General features: G+C 69.3%; 17 protein-coding genes and 1 pseudogene. 4 read left to right on the forward strand and 14 right to left on the reverse strand.

Annotated features, from left to right (window positions below; genetic code table 11):
• The first annotated feature begins 67 nt into the window (after positions 1-67).
• Positions 68-681: pseudogene (locus OTB16_RS39595) on the forward strand (HAD family phosphatase).
• Positions 682-892: 211 nt separating this feature from the next.
• On the opposite strand, the gene OTB16_RS17500 reads toward OTB16_RS39595, so the two are convergent.
• The 10 genes from OTB16_RS17500 to OTB16_RS17545 all read right to left on the reverse strand — a co-directional run bounded on the left by OTB16_RS17500 (position 893) and on the right by OTB16_RS17545 (position 9445).
• Positions 893-2188 (reverse strand): serine hydrolase domain-containing protein, encoded by a 1296-nt coding sequence (locus tag OTB16_RS17500; protein ID WP_267721163.1) that lies wholly within the window; start codon positions 2186-2188, stop codon positions 893-895.
• Positions 2185-3096: an aKG-HExxH-type peptide beta-hydroxylase gene (locus OTB16_RS17505; RefSeq protein WP_267721164.1), complete on the reverse strand. Its 912-nt coding sequence runs from the start codon at positions 3094-3096 to the stop codon at positions 2185-2187. The genes OTB16_RS17500 and OTB16_RS17505 overlap by 4 nt, the downstream gene beginning before the upstream one ends.
• 108 nt (positions 3097-3204) lie before the next feature.
• Positions 3205-3348 (reverse strand): hypothetical protein, encoded by a 144-nt coding sequence (locus OTB16_RS17510; RefSeq protein ID WP_167347301.1) that lies wholly within the window; start codon positions 3346-3348, stop codon positions 3205-3207.
• A gap of 113 nt (positions 3349-3461) precedes the next feature.
• Positions 3462-4328: a protein kinase domain-containing protein gene (locus OTB16_RS17515; protein ID WP_267721165.1), complete on the reverse strand. Its 867-nt coding sequence runs from the start codon at positions 4326-4328 to the stop codon at positions 3462-3464.
• On the reverse strand, positions 4325-4972 hold the full coding sequence (locus OTB16_RS17520) for a nucleoside/nucleotide kinase family protein (protein WP_267721166.1): 648 nt from the start codon (positions 4970-4972) through the stop codon (positions 4325-4327). Before OTB16_RS17520 ends, OTB16_RS17515 begins: the two co-directional genes overlap by 4 nt.
• A 4-nt stretch (positions 4973-4976) precedes the next feature.
• On the reverse strand, positions 4977-5711 hold the full coding sequence (locus tag OTB16_RS17525; RefSeq protein WP_267721167.1) for a hypothetical protein: 735 nt from the start codon (positions 5709-5711) through the stop codon (positions 4977-4979).
• A complete protein-coding gene (locus OTB16_RS17530; RefSeq protein ID WP_267721168.1) occupies positions 5708-6340 on the reverse strand; it encodes a hypothetical protein in 633 nt (210 codons plus the stop codon). Before OTB16_RS17530 ends, OTB16_RS17525 begins: the two co-directional genes overlap by 4 nt.
• The gene (locus OTB16_RS17535) at positions 6337-8223 is read right to left on the reverse strand and encodes a radical SAM/SPASM domain-containing protein (protein WP_267721169.1); all 1887 of its coding nucleotides are present in this window, start codon (positions 8221-8223) and stop codon (positions 6337-6339) included. Before OTB16_RS17535 ends, OTB16_RS17530 begins: the two co-directional genes overlap by 4 nt.
• A 39-nt stretch (positions 8224-8262) precedes the next feature.
• A complete protein-coding gene (locus OTB16_RS17540) occupies positions 8263-8697 on the reverse strand; it encodes an NUDIX hydrolase (protein ID WP_267721170.1) in 435 nt (144 codons plus the stop codon).
• Positions 8698-8848: 151 nt separating this feature from the next.
• On the reverse strand, positions 8849-9445 hold the full coding sequence (locus OTB16_RS17545; protein ID WP_267721171.1) for an ATP-binding protein: 597 nt from the start codon (positions 9443-9445) through the stop codon (positions 8849-8851).
• A gap of 265 nt (positions 9446-9710) precedes the next feature.
• Between OTB16_RS17545 and OTB16_RS17550 the strand changes: the two genes are divergently transcribed.
• Genes OTB16_RS17550 through OTB16_RS17560 form a run of 3 tightly spaced genes read left to right on the forward strand, consistent with a single transcriptional unit; the run spans position 9711 to position 12335 of the window.
• Positions 9711-11078 (forward strand): NsdA family TPR-like regulatory protein, encoded by a 1368-nt coding sequence (locus OTB16_RS17550; RefSeq protein WP_267721172.1) that lies wholly within the window; start codon positions 9711-9713, stop codon positions 11076-11078.
• Positions 11075-11914 (forward strand): NAD(P)-dependent oxidoreductase, encoded by an 840-nt coding sequence (locus tag OTB16_RS17555; RefSeq protein ID WP_267721173.1) that lies wholly within the window; start codon positions 11075-11077, stop codon positions 11912-11914. The genes OTB16_RS17550 and OTB16_RS17555 overlap by 4 nt, the downstream gene beginning before the upstream one ends.
• Positions 11907-12335: an NUDIX hydrolase gene (locus tag OTB16_RS17560; RefSeq protein ID WP_267721174.1), complete on the forward strand. Its 429-nt coding sequence runs from the start codon at positions 11907-11909 to the stop codon at positions 12333-12335. The genes OTB16_RS17555 and OTB16_RS17560 overlap by 8 nt, the downstream gene beginning before the upstream one ends.
• An 11-nt stretch (positions 12336-12346) precedes the next feature.
• Here OTB16_RS17560 and OTB16_RS17565 read toward each other — a convergent pair whose 3' ends face one another.
• From OTB16_RS17565 to OTB16_RS17580, 4 genes are all read right to left on the reverse strand, one after another.
• Positions 12347-12859 carry a hypothetical protein gene (locus OTB16_RS17565; protein WP_267721175.1) on the reverse strand — a complete coding sequence of 171 codons (513 nt, stop codon included), beginning with the start codon at positions 12857-12859 and terminating at the stop codon, positions 12347-12349.
• Positions 12860-13417: 558 nt separating this feature from the next.
• Positions 13418-13780, reverse strand: coding sequence for a hypothetical protein (locus OTB16_RS17570; protein ID WP_267721176.1), 363 nt, complete (start codon positions 13778-13780; stop codon positions 13418-13420).
• A gap of 252 nt (positions 13781-14032) precedes the next feature.
• Positions 14033-15733, reverse strand: coding sequence for a relaxase/mobilization nuclease domain-containing protein (locus OTB16_RS17575; protein ID WP_267721177.1), 1701 nt, complete (start codon positions 15731-15733; stop codon positions 14033-14035).
• Positions 15730-16293, reverse strand: coding sequence for a MobC family plasmid mobilization relaxosome protein (locus tag OTB16_RS17580; protein ID WP_267721178.1), 564 nt, complete (start codon positions 16291-16293; stop codon positions 15730-15732). Before OTB16_RS17580 ends, OTB16_RS17575 begins: the two co-directional genes overlap by 4 nt.
• Between the last annotated feature and the right edge of the window lie 255 nt (positions 16294-16548).

The following is a 16548-nucleotide window of genomic DNA, read 5'->3' on the forward strand; positions in this document are numbered from 1 at the left end:
GCAGCAGGGGCTCACCGGGTGTGGCCGAGGTCGAGCGGCCCCGCCTCGGCGGGGTTCTTGTCACTGGATGTCGCACAGCAGTGAGACCACCTATGGGCAGGAGTGGCTCGGCGGCCCGCTCGCTGCCCACCGTGCGTGGTGCGTATCCGAAGGGATGGCCCCGGAGGAGTGGCGCAGCACCCTCAACGACGACCCGGAGGGTCGGCGTCTGTACGCGGCGCTGGAGGTCGGGGAGATAAGGCAGGTTGAATGGCACGAGGGCACTGCCGTTCTGCTGGGCGCGCACGTGGACCCGGTGAACCTGAAGGGGCGGGGGTGCCAGCGGCTCGTCGGATGGCGGCCCTTGCCAGTGCGGCGCGGGCTGCTGGTGATCGGGTCGCCCTGTTGTCCAACGGCTTCGGATTGGACCCGTTCAACGCGTACGAGCACGCCGGACTCTCCCATCGCTATTCAGGCAGGTCTTGTGGTTCATGCACGCAGGGAGCTGCTGCGGGCTCGGTGACGGCCTCCGCGGGTTCGGGGGTGGTCGTCCACCTCGATTCGCGTGTGGGTGCTGCTTCGGTGCGGCTCGTCTATGAGGCGGATGGACTGCCATACCCGCTCGTGGAGTTCGGAGATGCAGGGGTCACAGGCGAACATCGGTGCCTGCATGCCCGCGACGCTCGCTGGCCCTATCCATAAGACGCGTGTCCGGCGTTGGCCGCAGTACAGCCAGCAGACACCGTCGACCCACGCGTTCGAGTCATCGGTTTGGGCGGGCGTGGGCAGACCTTCGTGGACGTACGCCGCGATCCCGGGAATCACCAGGTGGTTGAGCATCAGGAGTCTCCAGTTCGGTTCGCGTCTTCACCGGTTGTGGGTGGGGAAGTCGGATGGCGCCTTGCGGCGGTGACTACTGGCGGATGTACGTGAGTCCGGGGGCGCGGTCGAGGTCGAGGGTGAAGCGGTCGACCTGGTCCGTGCTGCTGGGCACGGTGAGGGTGTAGCCGTTGCCGGCGTAGATGCCCGAGCCCGTGGGGATGAGCTGGTCGCATGTCCCTCGGCGCCACAGGTGGAGAGCGTCGGCCCTGCGGGTGAGGCGAAGGCTGCCGGGGGCCTGGTCGCAGGCGAAGGTGCCGAGCTCTGTGTGCTGGCCGACGTGGTCGGGTGTGGGCTGATCTTGTATGCCAGTGCTTGAGGCTCGCTCCCGGGCTGCTGCGCGGACGAGGGCCTCCTTCTGGGCCAGCGTCGGCTGCCGGTGGAGGTCCCGGAGGATGGCGGCGGTGACGCGGTCGGCCGAGAGCCTGGCGTTGTTGGACAGGACGATCACGCGCAGCCCCGATGCCTCTAGGTGGGTAGCGGCGGAGAAGCCCTGTTCGTGGCCGTAGTGGAAGACAGCGGTGTGGTCGGGGCGGGCGTCGGCGTAGAGCCCGGGGCCGTAGAGATAGGGCTCGTGGTCGCTGGGCTCGTAGTCCACAGTTTCCTGCCAGGGGAGCTGGTGGGGGTGCTGCCAGCGCTGGTGGAGGTAGGTGAGCCAGCGGTCGAGATCGCCGACTGCGGTCCATAGGGTTCCGGGGCCGGGCAGGGTGACCGGCACTTCTGTGTGCTGCCAGCCGTGGTGGGTGGCCTGGTAGGCGGATGCGGCTCCGGGGATGACCTGGCGCGGGTCCGCTTTGAAGTGGGTGGAGTGCATGCCGAGCGGGCCGAAAACGCGGTGCCGGGCGAGGTCGGACAGCGTGGTGTGGTGGACTGTTTCGAGGATCTCTGCCAGGAGGAGGTAGTTGGTGTTGCTGTAGAGGAAGCGGCCTTCGGGGACGGCGCGCTGGTCCTGGCGGTAGGCGAGGGTTCGCAGGTCGTCGGCCGTGTAGTGGTCGAGGTCCCGGAAGCCGGCGAGTGAGAGCAGGGACTCGGCGTCGCGTATGCCCGATCGATGGGTGACGAGGTCCGCGACGGTGACATCGCTGATCTTGAGTCGGGGCAGCAGGTCCGCGGTCTTCTGGTCCAGGCGCAGGAGATCGTCATGCGCGGCGAGCAGGATCAGGTGGGCGGTGATCTGCTTCGCGACCGAGCCGACGTTGAAGGTGGTGTCCGGTCCGATGGGCAGTCTGTGTTCGAGGCTGGCCAGACCGGTGTGCAGAAGAGTGGGCTGTTCGCCTGGCCGGTGGACCAGCAGGGTCAGGCCGGGCTCCTCGTCGTGGGCCGCGTTCACAGGGCGAGGGCCTGGCGGTGGGCGGCAGCGAGGCGGTCACGGAGGCCGTCGTCGCTGATCAGCTCCAGAGCGAGGGCGTGATCGGGCGTGGTGCCGGCGAGGAGGCTTCGCTGTTGGTCGAGGTAGGCGGTCAGGAACCCGTGCAGATCTCCCGTGGCGCTGTTCAGCGCGTGCGCGGTGAACAGCATGGTGAGCGGGAACGCCCAGCAGGCGTGGAGGAAGCCGAACGCCGGCCGCATCGTCTGCTTCCACGGGGAGTGGAAGTGCGCGGCGTCGCTGATCTTGCATCCCGTTGCCGCGAGGGCGTCGTTCAGCCAGTTGTGCCCTGCCTCGTGGATGAGGTCGCGGGCCAGGACGATCGGGTCGTCGACGTGATCCATGAAGACCGTGCCCGGCAGGCGGCTGATGGTCCAGCTGTCGAGGGTCTCGCCGAGGTTCTTCGTCCGCAGAAGGCACAGGACGACGGCGTGCGCGGCGAGCAGATCGCCGAACCCCGCTCGTGCGGCGCTGGCGTACGCGTCGGCCGCGAGGACACGCAGGTGAGGCTGGGCGGGTTCGGTGCCGGGGCCCAGGACGTAGTAGGGGGTCTCGGAGATCGCGGATCGGGGCAGGTCGGCGAGTGTGGGCGCGACGACCACGCAGGCGCCGACCGCGGTGGGAACGGAGTTGGTGGTGGCCCCCGCGTCGGGGTGGGCGACATACCAGTCGAAGGTCGCGGCATCGCCGGCGCGGGCGGCGGCTTCGGCCCCTTCGAGGGCGTGGTGAGCCAGGCAGTAATCGGCCGCCGTACTGGTGCTGGACTGAGGCGCCTGGGATCCGGGGCGGATGACCGCGTGGATGCGCTGCGTCCGCTCGTGGTGGAGACGGCCGATCGGCGGGAGGTCGAAGAGGTCGGCGAGGATGTGCATGTGGCGGCTCTCCTGTTCGGTGGTGGGCCTGGGGCCGGGCCGCAGGTGCTGACGGCCCGGCCCCAGGTGTGTTCACCGGCTGCGTTCAGCGTGCCGGGCGGCTGTGGTTCAGGCGGTGGTGGTCTCCGCCTCGGCCGCCGGCCAGCCCTCGGCCGAGACGCTGGAGGTGTGGGCGGTGGTACGGACGGTCTCGTCCTCGCCGCGCAGGTCCTCGACGTTGGCGAGGAAGTCGGCGATGCGGTCCTGGTTCATGAGGTGTTCCGCCTTTCGGTCTCGTTGGCTTCGGCTTGTTCCGCTTGCTCTGCGGTGGTGCCGGGTACGCGGCGGTGCTCTCGCCCTGGGCATGAGGGGCTCCCTCGCGGTGATCAGCGGTGGTGGAGGTCGGCCGCTGTGCGGAGCGCGGTGTGTAGGTCGTCCATGGCGGGGCGGTCACCCGCGTCGTCGGAGAGCGCGGCGGTGACGATGCTGCGCAGCGGCTCGAGGATGAGGGGGAGTTTCGTACGGCCGGCGAGGCGGGGGATGTCCGCGCACAGGTACCGGTAGATGAGGACGGCGAGGCTGAACACGTCGGCTGCCGGGGTGGCCTCGTGGTAGCCGGTGAGGTACTCCGGCGGCCAGTGGACCTCGGGGCCGCGGTGTTCAGGCCCGCGGGGGGTGGACAGGCGGCGGGCGGCTCCGAGGTCGGTGATCAGGCCCCGACCTTGGTCGATGAGGATGTTCTCCTGGTAGACGTCGCGGTGGACGATTCCACGCTGGTGCAGGTTGCCCAGGCCACCGGCGACGTCGGCGAGGATGCTGAGGCCCTTGGCGGTGTCCTTGGACGTGGCCATGAAGGCCCGGAAGTTCCCGCCGTCGCAGTGCGGCATGGTGTACCAGTCGAACCGCTCCGAGCTGCCCTGTTCCAGCAGCGGGACGATGTGATCGGTTCCTCCGGCGGCGGCGGTCAGCTCCGCCTCGTGGCGAAAGTCTTCGCGGGTGAGGGCGCGTTCGGTCTCCGTCATCTGCGCGTACCAGTAGAAGCCGTACGCGGCGAGCCTCTCGCTTGGGTCAAGCTCGGCCAGGACGTGGTTGCTGCCGAATCCCGCCTTGACTACGACGTCCTCCTGGCCGAAGCGGCTTGCTCTGACCAGGGTGCTGGCCCGCGTGAACGCGAGGAGGTCGCTGATGTGCCAGCCGTCCGTGCGGAGCTGATCGAGGACCCAGGCTGCGGGATGCATCGGGTGCAGGTTCATCGGCTCGCTTCCTTGTTCGGGGCCGTCGGGCTGTCGGCCGAGCGGAGGTCCTCCATGCAGGCATCAACCAAGGCTTCGAGGTCGGCATGGGTCGTGCAGGGGTGCTTCAGCACTGGCAGGCCGGTGGCATTGGTCCAGGCGTCGGCGGCCTCGTTGTAGAGGTCGGCCAGCCGGGCGGCGGCCTCGGGCTGTTCGGTGAAGCGGCGCTCTGTCGCACGTCGAGTGATGCGGTCGTGGCAGATGTCGGGCGCGGTGGTCAGCAGAACGGTCAGCTGCGGACGGACCTGGGTCTGCTCGGCGAGGCGCTCGACGTACGCGTCGGCGGGCTGCCGGTGGAGCAGGGCGAGCAGGCAGGCGGTGGAGAGGGTGAGCCGGTCGGCGAGGACCGGGCCCTCGGTGAGGGCGACGGCGATGTTGAAGCGGGAGTGCAGAGCCAGGTCCTGGGCGGCGGCCTCGATGGCCTCCCGCTCGTCGCCCCCGTGCCCGGCCCGCAGGTGGATCAACGTGCGAGTGGCCGAGTGGGAGAGCCAGGAGAACTGGCCGATGTGGCTGAGGGGGATGTCCTCGGCGTGGGCGGTGGCCAGGAGCCGGTCGCGCAGGGTGCTCTTTCCGGCGCCGGCTATGCCTTCCAAGGCCAGGAGCACGCGCTCACCCGGCCGCGGTGGGCTCGGCGATGAGCCAGCTGATGAACTTGGCGACCCGGCCGGCGGTGACCGGGAGGGTCCCGTGCGCGAGCTGGGAGCCGTACAGCAGGGCCGTTCCGGGGGTCGGGGCGACGCTCCAGCGGGTGCGGGGCATCTGCTGGAACCAGGTCGCGGAGTTGTCGGCTCCGTCGTGGGCCAGCCACATGCCCTCCGCGTAGCCGTTCGAGGCGGCATCGGGGGCCTTGCCGTTCCACAGCCGGTCGTTGGAGGCGGTCTCGACGTAGAAGTCGCCTCCGGCGTCGGCCTGGGTGATCACGACGCTGATGCCGGCGATCTGGCGGGGCCAGGCGAGCGGGTCGGGGGCGATGCCGTCGAGGTGGCTGGTGATGTGCTGGCCCACGCCGTACTCGACGTACGTCCACGGGCGGCAGAGGGTGATCGAGGGCATGACGCGGGAGAGGGCCGGGCGAGCGCGTTCGAAGGCGTCACCCAGGAGCTTCTCGGCGACTTCGGGGATCGAGGGGATCTCGACGCGTCCGGCCGGCTCGTAGACGGCCATGGCCTCGTCGGGGCTGTGGCCGGGGATTTCGTGGATGGAGGTCCGGCGCTCGTCACCGAAGCGGCTGGTGCCGCCGCTGGTCAGGACGTCGTTCATCAGGTCGGCGAGGCGGGCACGCTCAGCGTCGCTGAGGAAGTTCTCGATGCTTCCGACGCCGACGGTCTCGGCTATGTGGATCACTTCGTGGTTCCCCCTTGCTGGAGCACGTGGTGGATGTCGTTCAGGTCCGTGCAGTGGTTGAGCCAGCTGACGACCGGGCTGCGGGTGGCGGCCAGCGGGTCCTGCCACAGGGCGAGGAGTTCTCCGGTCAACGGCAAGGTGGCGCTGTCGGGCAGCAGGCCAGCACCAGGTGTCTCGGCCTGGGCCAGGGCGCGGCACGAGGTCCTGTGCTGCTGGGCGAAGACGAGGGCGAGACGGGATGCGGCCGCGATACGGCAGGCCCGCAGGAGAGGGTCCGCGGGTAGCGGCAGGCCGTACGAGCGGTGTTCGGTGACTGCCCATGCCTGGGCGATGCCGGCGCCGGAGGCTGCGATGCGGCAGGCCGCGCAGCACCGGTGGTCGGAGTCCGGGCAGAGGCGAAGGTGCTTGCCGAGGGTGGTCGCGATCTCGTCGAGGACTGCCCAAGCGGTACTGGCCAGCACGGTACCGATGTTTGGCTGTCCGAATCCCGAGGTGTCCTTGTGGTAGCAGCAGGCCTCGCCCGCTCGGGGCTGCTTGCTGGAGGTGAGGGCGGGTTCGATGAACAGGGTGTGGAAGTAGGCGATGCGTCCCAGGAGCTGGTGGATGGTGACCGCGTCGCCGGGCTTCATCGCAGCACCTCCTCGGGGGCTTGCGGCGACACCGGCAGCGGGCAGGCGCACACGGATTCGGCCTTGGGGCGCTCGGCGTCGAGGGCTGCGGCCAACACAGCGGTGGCCTCGTTCAGGCGGGCGAAGTAGCCGTCCCACCCCTGACCGGCGCCGGGGTCCAGGCTCAGGTCGAGGACCGGGGTGGTGGTGCCCGTGCTCTCGCAGGTGAGCTCCGAGCGGCCGATGTTGACCTCGATGCCCGCGGGCAGGAGGGCGCTTGCGAAGGTGGCGGCCCGGCACAGCGCCGCAGCAGCGCGGGCGTACTCCTGGCGGTCGCGGGGGAGGAGCCCGATGCGTAGACCTGTTGGGGCCAGGTCCGCGCCGGTGTACTGGTGGCCCTGGCAGCTGTCGTACGTGACGAGCCCCCAGGCTCGGGTGACTGTGTCGACTAACGGCCAGACGCCGGGTTCGATGGCCGCCCGCCACATCGGGTGGCCTGGGGTCAGATCGTCGGCCTCGTGTATACCGGCGAGGCCCATGGTGTTGATGTTGCCGTGCTCACTGGTGTGCAGCCTGACTTCGCTGCCGACGAGGTCGGGAGTGTCCCAGCTGGTCAGGAAGGCGTTCGCGTCGCGCATGCTGTTCGGGGTGCGCGGGCGCCACCGCAGGCTCTGGCACCAGGCGCCGGCGGGATGACCGGGCTGGGCAAGCAGTGCGGCGACGCCGTCGATCATCCGCATGCGGTAGTCGCAGTACGCGTCGTGATCGGCGGACGGGTCCTGGCGCCAGCGGGTGGCGATGCATCCTCCGCCGCAGGTGGTGCGGTAGTCGCAGGTCGTGCACTTGTCCATCAGGGCTTTGCCCTGGTCCAGGAGGAGAGAGTTCTGCTGGGCGCGGGCCACCTCGTGCTCGTCGGCCGTGGACTCCAGCTGGGTGAGGCGGGCCTGGGGCCAAGGAAGTTCGTCGCAGCTCCCGAGGCGGCCATCGGGGTAGAGGGTGAAGACGTGGTCGCACTTGAGGTCGGAGAAGTGGCAGAACCCTGTCGTCAGCCCCCGTAATCGCCGGATCGTGGAGACGGCCGGTTCCAGCTTGATGCGGGCGAAGTGTCCGGCGGTGATCCAGTGAGCGGTGGCGGCGAGGACGAACTGGGTGTACTCGTCGGGATGGATGGCCCAGGCCGGGCCATCGGCTGCGTTCACGGCAGCCTGCTGAAGCAGTCGGCTGGCCGACTTGCGCCTGCTCGGCAGGGCCGTGGAGCGGCGGATCGTGGAGTCGAAGCAGGGTACGAAGCTGATCGCGTTGACCGAACCGAAGCCGGCGAGGTGGTCCAGCACCTCTTCGGCGCGGTCCAGCACCGCCGGGGTCACCGCGGCGATCACACCGACGCTCCGGCCCCGCTCCGCGAGCAGGTTCAGGGCAGCGGCGACGCGCGGATACACGGGCTTGCCGTCGTAGCCGACGCGCCAGGCGTTGCCCTGGGCATCACCGTCGAGGGAGATGCCGATCCGGAGGTCCGGGCAGAGGGTGTCGAACATGTCGAGCCAGTCGGCGTCGAGCAGGACACCGTTGGTCTGCAGGCTGACGCGGACGACCTGCGGCAGGCCGGACAGCTCCGCCAGGATCTCGCCGATGTGCTCTCGCCCGGCCGTCAGGGGCTCGCCGCCGTGGAGTTCGACGGCGAGCTTGCGGCCCTTGAAGATGCTGGCCAGGCGCCTGATCTGGTCGGCGCTGACCCTGGCACCCCCCGGGGCCTCCTTGCGCTTCTCGTAGCAGTAGAGGCAGTCGATGTCGCACGTCTCGCCGCGCGTCTTGACGATGACCGACACCGCGGTGCCGGTGTCATCGGCGTCCAGGCTCCGGTAGAGCCCGTCGATCGTGTGGCGCTGTTCTGTGCTGAGGTTCATCGGCTGCCCCCTCCTATGCTGCCGTGACCGGATGAATGGCTAGTCGGACAAACGCCCCAGCAGGGCGCCCTGGCCGGACTGGAGAATGTGCGCGGCCTCCAGCGGGATCCAGAAGCACTCGAAGTGAGTCGGCTCCTGCTCGCCGTCGTGGTCCTCCTGGCTCATCCACCGCTCCGGGGTCGGCTCGGTGAGCTCCAGGTGGAAGACGTGCCGGTGCTGGATCTCGAACCGGTACGGGCTGATGTCGTACTCGGTCTCGCCGAGCTTGCGGACGAGCTTGAAGTCCGACAGTCCGGTCTCCTCGCGGGCCTCGCGCAGGGCGGCGGCGTCCGGGGTCTCACCGGGGCGGATGCTGCCCGCGGGGACCTGGATGCCGACCTCCTCGTAGGAGTAGTCGGTGTGGCGGAACACCAGCAGGCGCCCGTCGCGCACGATGTAGACGAGGACCTTTTCCTTCGTGACCTTCTTGGGCATAGCGAAACCTCCACTTGGTACAGATGCTGATTCGTGGGCCCGGCCAGGGAGAGGCTCGGGGACTGCTTATCCCCGGGCCGACTGTGACCGGTCGGTGCCGCAGGGAAGCCCACGAGTCTAGGCCCCCAACTTGCCTTCGGATCGGCGTTATTCAGTCGATGGGTCGGCCCGCAATGGGCCTGCTCGCGGCTCGAGATACGGTCCGACGCCGGGCCCTCGTTCGGGTGTGCGATGGCGAGCCCGCTACCGGTACGCGAACCCTCGTTGCCGCCCGATCAGCCATTTCGCGAGCATGGCCAGAGGGGAGACGCCGATCACGACGGCTGCCCTGATCCGCCCTTTGATCACCCACGCTGCTGGGCAGATTGAACTCCGCCCAGCAGCGCTTGCCCGTCGCCGTCAGATCGGCACCGTGACGGTCGGCGATCACTGATACAAGATGCAGACCGCGCCCGGACTCGGCGCACTCGCTCAAGGGCTCGGGCCGCGGCAGGACCTTTGCGGCGTCGTGCACCTCGACCATGAGCACCGGCCCCTCCTGGTAGACGCTGACGGTGACAGGCCCCGACCTGGTGTGGCGCACGGCGTTGGTGATCAGTTCGCCGGCCGCCAGCTCGATTCCGTCCAGTGCCTCCTCGTCGAGCCGTATGCCCCAGGAACGGATGCCGGCGACGACGCGGTGTCGTGCCTCCTGCGCGGCGGCTGGCGAGTGAGCGACGGTGAACGCGAGCTGGTGGTGCGCTGCCATGAGCGGGCCTCCTGGGCTGCCTGACTTGCGTAACCACGGCGGATACTCGGCCTCGCAGGGCCGCCGTCTTGCCGGGGCGAAGACGAAGTGTTCCCGGCGGCTCCCGCCTGAACGAGCCCCTGAGCAACGCCGAACGCCGCCCTTTCGTGCCTAACCGATGTCTATTCGCTGTCCGTCTGGAATTTCTGGACAACAGATCTGCGATCGACGGCTGTTGATGTCTAGCGTGGAGACCGGACAAGGACCCCGGCATGAGGGAGCGGCTGTGGAGCCATCAGGACCGACCCTCTTCCAGACCCTGATCAACCAGCGGGGCTGGCAGGACTATCAGGTCTTCAAGCGGCGCTACGAGCAGGCGGCCAAGCAGTTAGCCGAGCTGGAGGGGCCACCCTCGATCGCGACCGCGACGATCGAGAAGCGGCAGTTCTTCCGGTACGCGCACGGTGAGGTCCGGACCCCGCAGACCGTCGCCCGCCGCGTCCTCGAGTTCATGTTCCCGGGCATCCCGGCCGCCCGACTCCTCGGACCTGCGGAGCCCAAGCCGGTGGCCTCGCCTCACCACCTAGCGGCTGACGACCGCAACGCAGTGGATCCATCCGAGTACGGCCTTGAAGACGTGGTCATGGCGGCGGCGAATGAGTCGGCGCAGTTCGCGGCCAGGGCAGAGAGCAGCAACGTGGGACCGCACACGCTGGAGCAGCTGGATGCTGACATCCGCCGCCTCGTCATTACGTACCCCAACCGGCCCGTCGGGCCCCTGTTCCGCGAGGTTCGCGCCCTGCGCGACCGCGCGTTCGAACTCCTCGAAGGTCGTCAGCCACCGCGGTACACCTCCGACCTCTACGTGGGCGCCGGTGTCCTGTGCGGCGTACTGGCGAACGCCAGCTTTGACCTGGGCCGCTACGACGCGGCCGAGACACAGGCACGCACCGCCTTCCTGTTCGGCGAGCTCGCCGGCCACAACGGACTGCGCTCCTGGGTACGCGGCCTCCAGGCACTCATCGCGTACTGGGACGGACGTCCGGTAGATGCCGTACGCCTCGCCGACTCCGGAAGCGCGTTCACCCCCGAATCCGGCACGGCGCAGATCCGGCTGGAGAGCATCAAGGCACGCGCCTACGGCCAGCTCAACCGGGGCAGCGATGCCCTGGCCTCCCTGAGTGCCGCCGACCGCTTGCGTGAGCGTCTCGTCGAAGGCGACGAACTGCCCGGCGGGATGATGGCCTTCCCTGTCGAGAAACAGCTGTTCTACTCCAGCAGCACGCACCTGTGGCTGGCCGGCACCCAGCACCTCAGCGACGCCGAGGCCCGCGCCGACGAAGCGGTGGAGATGTTCCAGTCCGCACCGCCGGAGCAGCAGCGCCTCGGCGAGATGTCCCTGGCCTGCATGGACCTCGCGATGGCTCGGCTGGGCCGAGGGGATATCGACGGGGCCGCGACGCAGATCCACGCTGTCCTCGGGGTCAGTGCTCGGCGTCGCACCGAGAGCGTCGACCGCCGCATCGGCCACTTCAGCCGTCAGCTCGCGCTGCACCCTGGGGCCGGATCACCTGCCGCGATCGGCCTTCGTGAGGTGATCATTGCTCATCAGGAACGCATTCCCGCTCAGCTCCCGCCAGGAGGCAGCCAGTGACGACCGTGACCCTCTTGCACCCCGGCGCCATGGGCGCGGCCGTCGCCGCCCAGGCCGTCAAGGCAGGCCACGAGGTGCTGTGGGTGCCGGAAGTCCGCAGCGACGCAACCCACCGGCGCGCGAAGGAAGCCGGGGCCACCGCGTGTGACTCGCTGGGCGAGGCGCTGGAACGCAGCGAGATCGTCCTGTCGATCTGTCCGCCGCAGGCCGCCGAAGACGTGGCGACCACCGTCGCCGGCTACGCCTTCGCCGGCGTGTACGTAGACGCCAACGCGATCAACCCCCAGCGCATGCAGCGAATCGCGGAGGAGATCAGGCCGGGCGCCACGGTCCTCGACGGGGCGATCTTTGGACCGCCGCCCGGTGGCCAGCGGACTGCTCGCCTCTACCTCGCCGGCGAAGCCGAGGCCGTGGACACGGTGCAGCCTGTGTTCAAGGACACCGCGTTGCACGTCCGCCGCGCGAGCGGCGGCGTCGGCTCCGCCTCCGCACTGAAGATGGCGTTCGCCAGCTACCAGAAGGCCGCCCGAACCCTCGCTGGCGTGGCCCACGCGCTGGCAGATGTTCATGGCGTCGGCGACGAGCTCACAGCCGAAGCGCAGGTGATGGCGTCCAACATCCTCGCTGACCCCGGATACTTGCCCAGCGTGGCCGCACGAGCCTGGCGGTGGGCACCGGAGATGGAGGACATCGCTGAGACCCTCCGCGCGGCGGGTCTACCAGCAGACATGGCCGAGGCCGCGGTGGCGGTGATGTCGCGCTGGGAAGGAGACAAGGACCGATACGACCTAGAGCTCACCGACGTCTTGTCCCACCTACGGAGCCAGGGTGAGTGAGCAGCGACCAGTCCTCTCCCCGGACGAAGTCCAGCAGCAAGCCGTCGCCGCTGCCGTGGTCGTCCACGAAGGGCAGGTGCTGCTGGTGCGACGCCGCGTGGCGGAGGGACGACTCTCCTGGCAGTTCCCGGCAGGCAAGGTCGAGGCTGGTGAAACGGGGCAAGCTGCCGCTGTGCGGGAGACGAAGGAGGAGACCGGCCTGGATGTAACCGCGGTGACGCTGCTAGGTGAGCGCGTCCACCCCGTCACCGGTCGGCTGATGTCATACACAGCGTGCGCGGTGGTGGGAGGAACGGCGCACGTTGCGGACGCTGACGAGATAGCCGAGGTCGCCTGGGCAACCCTCGCGGAGATCCCGCGCTACGTCCCGTACGGAATCTTCGAGCCGGTGCAACAGCACCTCGACGCCGTGATCGGGTGACCGGAGGCCTGTCAGCCCCTACCTCGTTCCGTCCGCAGGAGTTGATTCTCCTTCTCCAGCGCAGCCACGCGGCGTTCTAGATCAGCCCGAGTGCGTCTTGCCGGCGCAGGCAGTTCTGCCTTCGATGGGGTGGGTGGTTCGCCGGCGAGTCCTAGAGGCTCGAAGGCCACGATCGTCGAGGGATTCTTCCCGCATTCCGGGCAGCGAATCTTGCGGCTGGGTTTGGCGTTCTCGCTGTGACGCGAGGTCTCGGCGATGTGCCCGCAGTAGAGCCGAACCCGCCACCGTATGATCATGAATTCCGGTGTCTTGAAGGACAGCATCAGCCTGCAGACCTCCTCCAAGTGCTCCCGCTGGCGCTCCGCCATTTCGGGGTTCGCTCGCACCTCGGCCATGTGTTCATCGACGCGTCGACTGGCAAGGTCGCAGATCCCCTCCAGCTCCTTCTGCCATTGGTGGTCACGTCGCGTCAGCTGGTAGTCCTCGAGTGGGACGCCGTGGCTCTTGTATTCGACCTCGCGCATGGGCGGCACCGTAACCGCGGAGGATGGGGCAGCAGGGGAAGAGCCTGTTCCCTTTCGCCCAATGACAAGACTTGCGCGCGTTGGTCGCTCGACTACTGGGGTTCGGTCAAAGCCGATCGGGTGCTCACTCTGATTGGCTGTGCCTCCGCGAACCGCCGGAGTGCACTGTGAAGCCGCTCCCGACGGCTACGACCGTGGCTATCGGTGGTGTTGGTGTTGCTGGCTTGCGGGAGGCGTAGGTACGGAGGGCTGACGGCTAGCTCGTCGCCACCCTCAACGACTCCAGCCTGCCCATCGACCGCACTCCTCGAACAGTGCCAGCAGCAGGACGGCTCCTCCCTCGTCCTTCCCGAATCTCTCTTCCGTACCTCGGCTACCGCCGGATGGAACACCGGAGGCACAGTGCGCTTGTCGGACAGGTGCGGTCGCGAGGAGATGCCTGGGGCGCAGGCGCCGATGTCGCAACATGCTCGGGCTGCACTGAGCAGTGCGGACGGCGGCCGGGAGGTTCTCCCAGCCGCCGTCCGAGGCCCCTGTTTGGGTGTCCTGCCCTTGTGCTCAGTCGTGCGGGAGGAACCTGTCGGCTCCCGCAGCGACGATGACGCCCAATCGGTCGTACTCGATGAGGTCTTCGTCGGTCATGAGAGCGGCGAGGGTTCGGTGGTGCTTGACGGCGTACTCGAGCAGGAGCTCTGCCAGTGTGGTCGCGGCTGCCTCTGCCTCCGCTTGGGCTTCGGGGTTGTCGACGTGGACGCCTGCGGCCTGGAGTTCTTCGATGGTGGCGTTGCGGACGATGGCCTGCTCCTCCTCGGTGAAGAGGCGTCCGTCGAGGCGGCGGAAGACGAGGGAATCCGCCGGGCGCTTGAAGTCTGTGTCGAACAGCAGGGCCATGACGTGAGGGCGAGGGGTGACTGCGGGCATGGAGGTGCTTCCTAAGGAAGGGGGTGGGTAGGTGTATCCATGGTCTGGAGAATCCCCGGTTTGGCTGACCGGGGATCGTCGGCTATATCTGTCAGCCCTGTCGTCGTGCGCGCACGAGCGGCTTCGCATGTGCGCCTCGTCCCGGCTATCGCCCTGGTAGCGGTCCACCACGTTGGCTGGTCGGCTGTCCTGTATGGAGAGCCCCGGCTGGCGGAGGGTGGAGAACGGGGCTCCGAGCAGGGCGCTTGGAGCTCAGCGTCGGGGACGGTTCGGCGGGGTCGCGGGCGCGGCGGGCGGCTGCGTGCCGTGTCCCGGCTGGCCGATCCACGATGCCGTTGTGCGTCGGCGGGCGGCTTCGGCGCGGGGGCTGGGGCTGGGGTTGCGACCGGTGTGCTGAAGGCGGGTGATCAGGACGCGGGCGGGTTGGCGGGCTGTGCCGAGTTCTCGCTGGGCTGCGGCTTCCTTCAGCAGTTGCTGGGGTTGGTGGCCTCGGGCCTCCGCGTCGGCCAGGAGGGCGGCGAGGGCGGGCCAGCTGGGGTCGATCAGGATGCGGTCGGCCTGGTCGGGGACAGCGGCGCGTACGTCGCGGGCGAGGGTCCGGCGGGCTTCCTCCCTCGGCTGACGCTGTTCGAGTACGACGAGCGTCGGTGTGAGGGCTTGCTCGGCGGCTGCCTGCAGGTGGTGGAGGGCTTGGCGGGCGGCATCGGCCTGGTGGGCGTGGCCCTTGGTCTCGTGCCAGCGGCCGGCGATGATCCCGGCCCACAGGAGAGCGGCGATTAGGGCGGCGAGGGCGCTGCCGTCGGGGCCTGTGGCGGTGTGGACGATGTCGCGGGCCGCGTTGCGGATGGCGTGGGCGGCGCGGTCTTCCGCCCGGATCTGGGAGCGCTGGGCGCGTGCGAACGCCCTCGATGCCGCCTGGAGTTCGGCGCGTAGGTGGGTGGGGACGTTCTGGGCGGTGGCTTCAAGGAGTTCGCCGAGGGCAGTGATGTGGGCCTGGGCGTGGGTGTCGTCGGTGAGGTCGGTGCGGAAGGTATCGAGGGCTTCGGTGGCCTGGTGCCAGGCTGTGGCGGGCTGGTGGCGGCGGGCGGTGGGGTGTTCTTCGGGCTGGCCGCCTTCGAGGCGGTCGCGGAGTTTGGGGAGGGTGAGGTCGGGGGCGATCTTCCCGCCGGGGTGGAAGACCTGTTCGCCGTCCTTGTTGAGGTCACCGGGGCGGCCTGCGGCGTAGCCGAGGAGGTCTCCGGAGGGGCCGCGCCGGGCCTTGACCGCGATGCCGTCGGCTTCGAGGTAGGCGAGGAGTTCCTCGGCGGTGCGGGCGTGGGGGATGGCGGCGCGGATGCGGTCCTGGAGCCATTCGCGGCTGGTCTGCTCCCAGCCGAGGCGTTCGGCCTTGTGCATCTCGGCCGGGGTGGGGGCGCGGGTGCCGGTGCGGTCGCCCTTCTTCAGGCGGCGCAGGCCGTAGTCCTTCTCGATCTGGCGGCATGCGTCGCCGACGCGGATGCCGCTGTCGTGGAGCTTGGGGCGGCGGCCGTCCTCGCGGACGGTGGTGGCGAGGATGTGGATGTGGTCGTCGGCATGCCGTACGGCGATCCAGCGGCAGGCCAGGTCGTCGCCTTCGGGGGCGATGCCTGCTGCGGCGACGATGCGCTGGGCGATCTCGCCCCACTCGGCGTCGGAGAGGTGGCGGTCTTCGGGGGCTGCGCGGACGGGGCAGTGCCAGACGTGGTCGGTGATCTTCTTGCCGAACTCGCTGTTGCGGAGCCGGATGGGTTCGTCGAGGTAGCGGGCGAGCTGGGTGAGGGTGGCGTTCTCGTCGCGGCCGGGGTCGGGCATGGCGAGCATGGCAAAGCCGGCCACGATGTGCGGGTCGGTGTGCTCGTCGTGTCGGCCGGGGCCGTAGAGGTAGGCGAGCAGTCCGCGGGTGTTGGCGCCGGAAGGCTTGATGGCTGCGATCACGGCTGTCGGACCTCCTGCGGGTTGGCGGGCTGGCGCAGGGTCTCGGCGATCAGGGTGAGCAGGTCGTGGAGTTCGTCGAGGCGCTGGCGTATGTCGGGCGGGGTGAGATCGCTGTTCAGGGCGCGGGCGATCTGGTTGATGTTGACGCCGATGCGGTTGCACTGGCGTAGGACCTGGGCGCGGAAGACGTGCGTGCGGCGCCGGTCCTCGGACAGTGGCAGGTTGGCGGTGAACCGGCCGTTGATGAAGGCGAGGACGATGTCGGCGGCGAAGCCGGATTCGCCTTTGTAGCCGTGCTCGGCTGCTGCTTCCTGGAGGCGGGGGCGTTCGTCGTCGGTGAAGCGCAGGGGGCCGACGCGGTCGCCGCGCTTGTTGCCGGTGAAGCGGCGGATCGTGGGCTGGGCGCTCTTAACCGTCGGCTCTCCGCCGGCGGTGAGCTCGGCGTTGCGTTCGGCGTGGAGGATGTCGCGCTGGACAGCGTGGAGCGTGCCCTGGTCGGGGCCGCCCTCGGACCCGACCTCACGGTCCGGCGCCCCCTGGCGCTGGGCCGTCTCCGCCACCCCCGGGGCGGAGATCCCCGAAGACCGGCCGTGAGTCGGACTCGGGGTACTACTGGCTCCCCGGTCGGTGGCTGGGGTGGGGGCTGATTGCTGCTGTGCGTGGTGGGTGGCTATGGCGGGCTGATCGTGGATGGAAGAAGCTCCTTGTGTGGAGGTGGATTGGGTGAGGTGGGCGAGCAGTTTGGCGGCGGCCTCGCCTCGCGGCGTTCGGGAGGAGGGAAGGCGGGCCGGGCCACTGCTTGCGCGGTCGGGCGA

Origin of the sequence: Streptomyces antarcticus, assembly GCF_026627255.1 — a bacterium.
GTDB classification, from domain to species: domain Bacteria; phylum Actinomycetota; class Actinomycetes; order Streptomycetales; family Streptomycetaceae; genus Streptomyces; species Streptomyces antarcticus.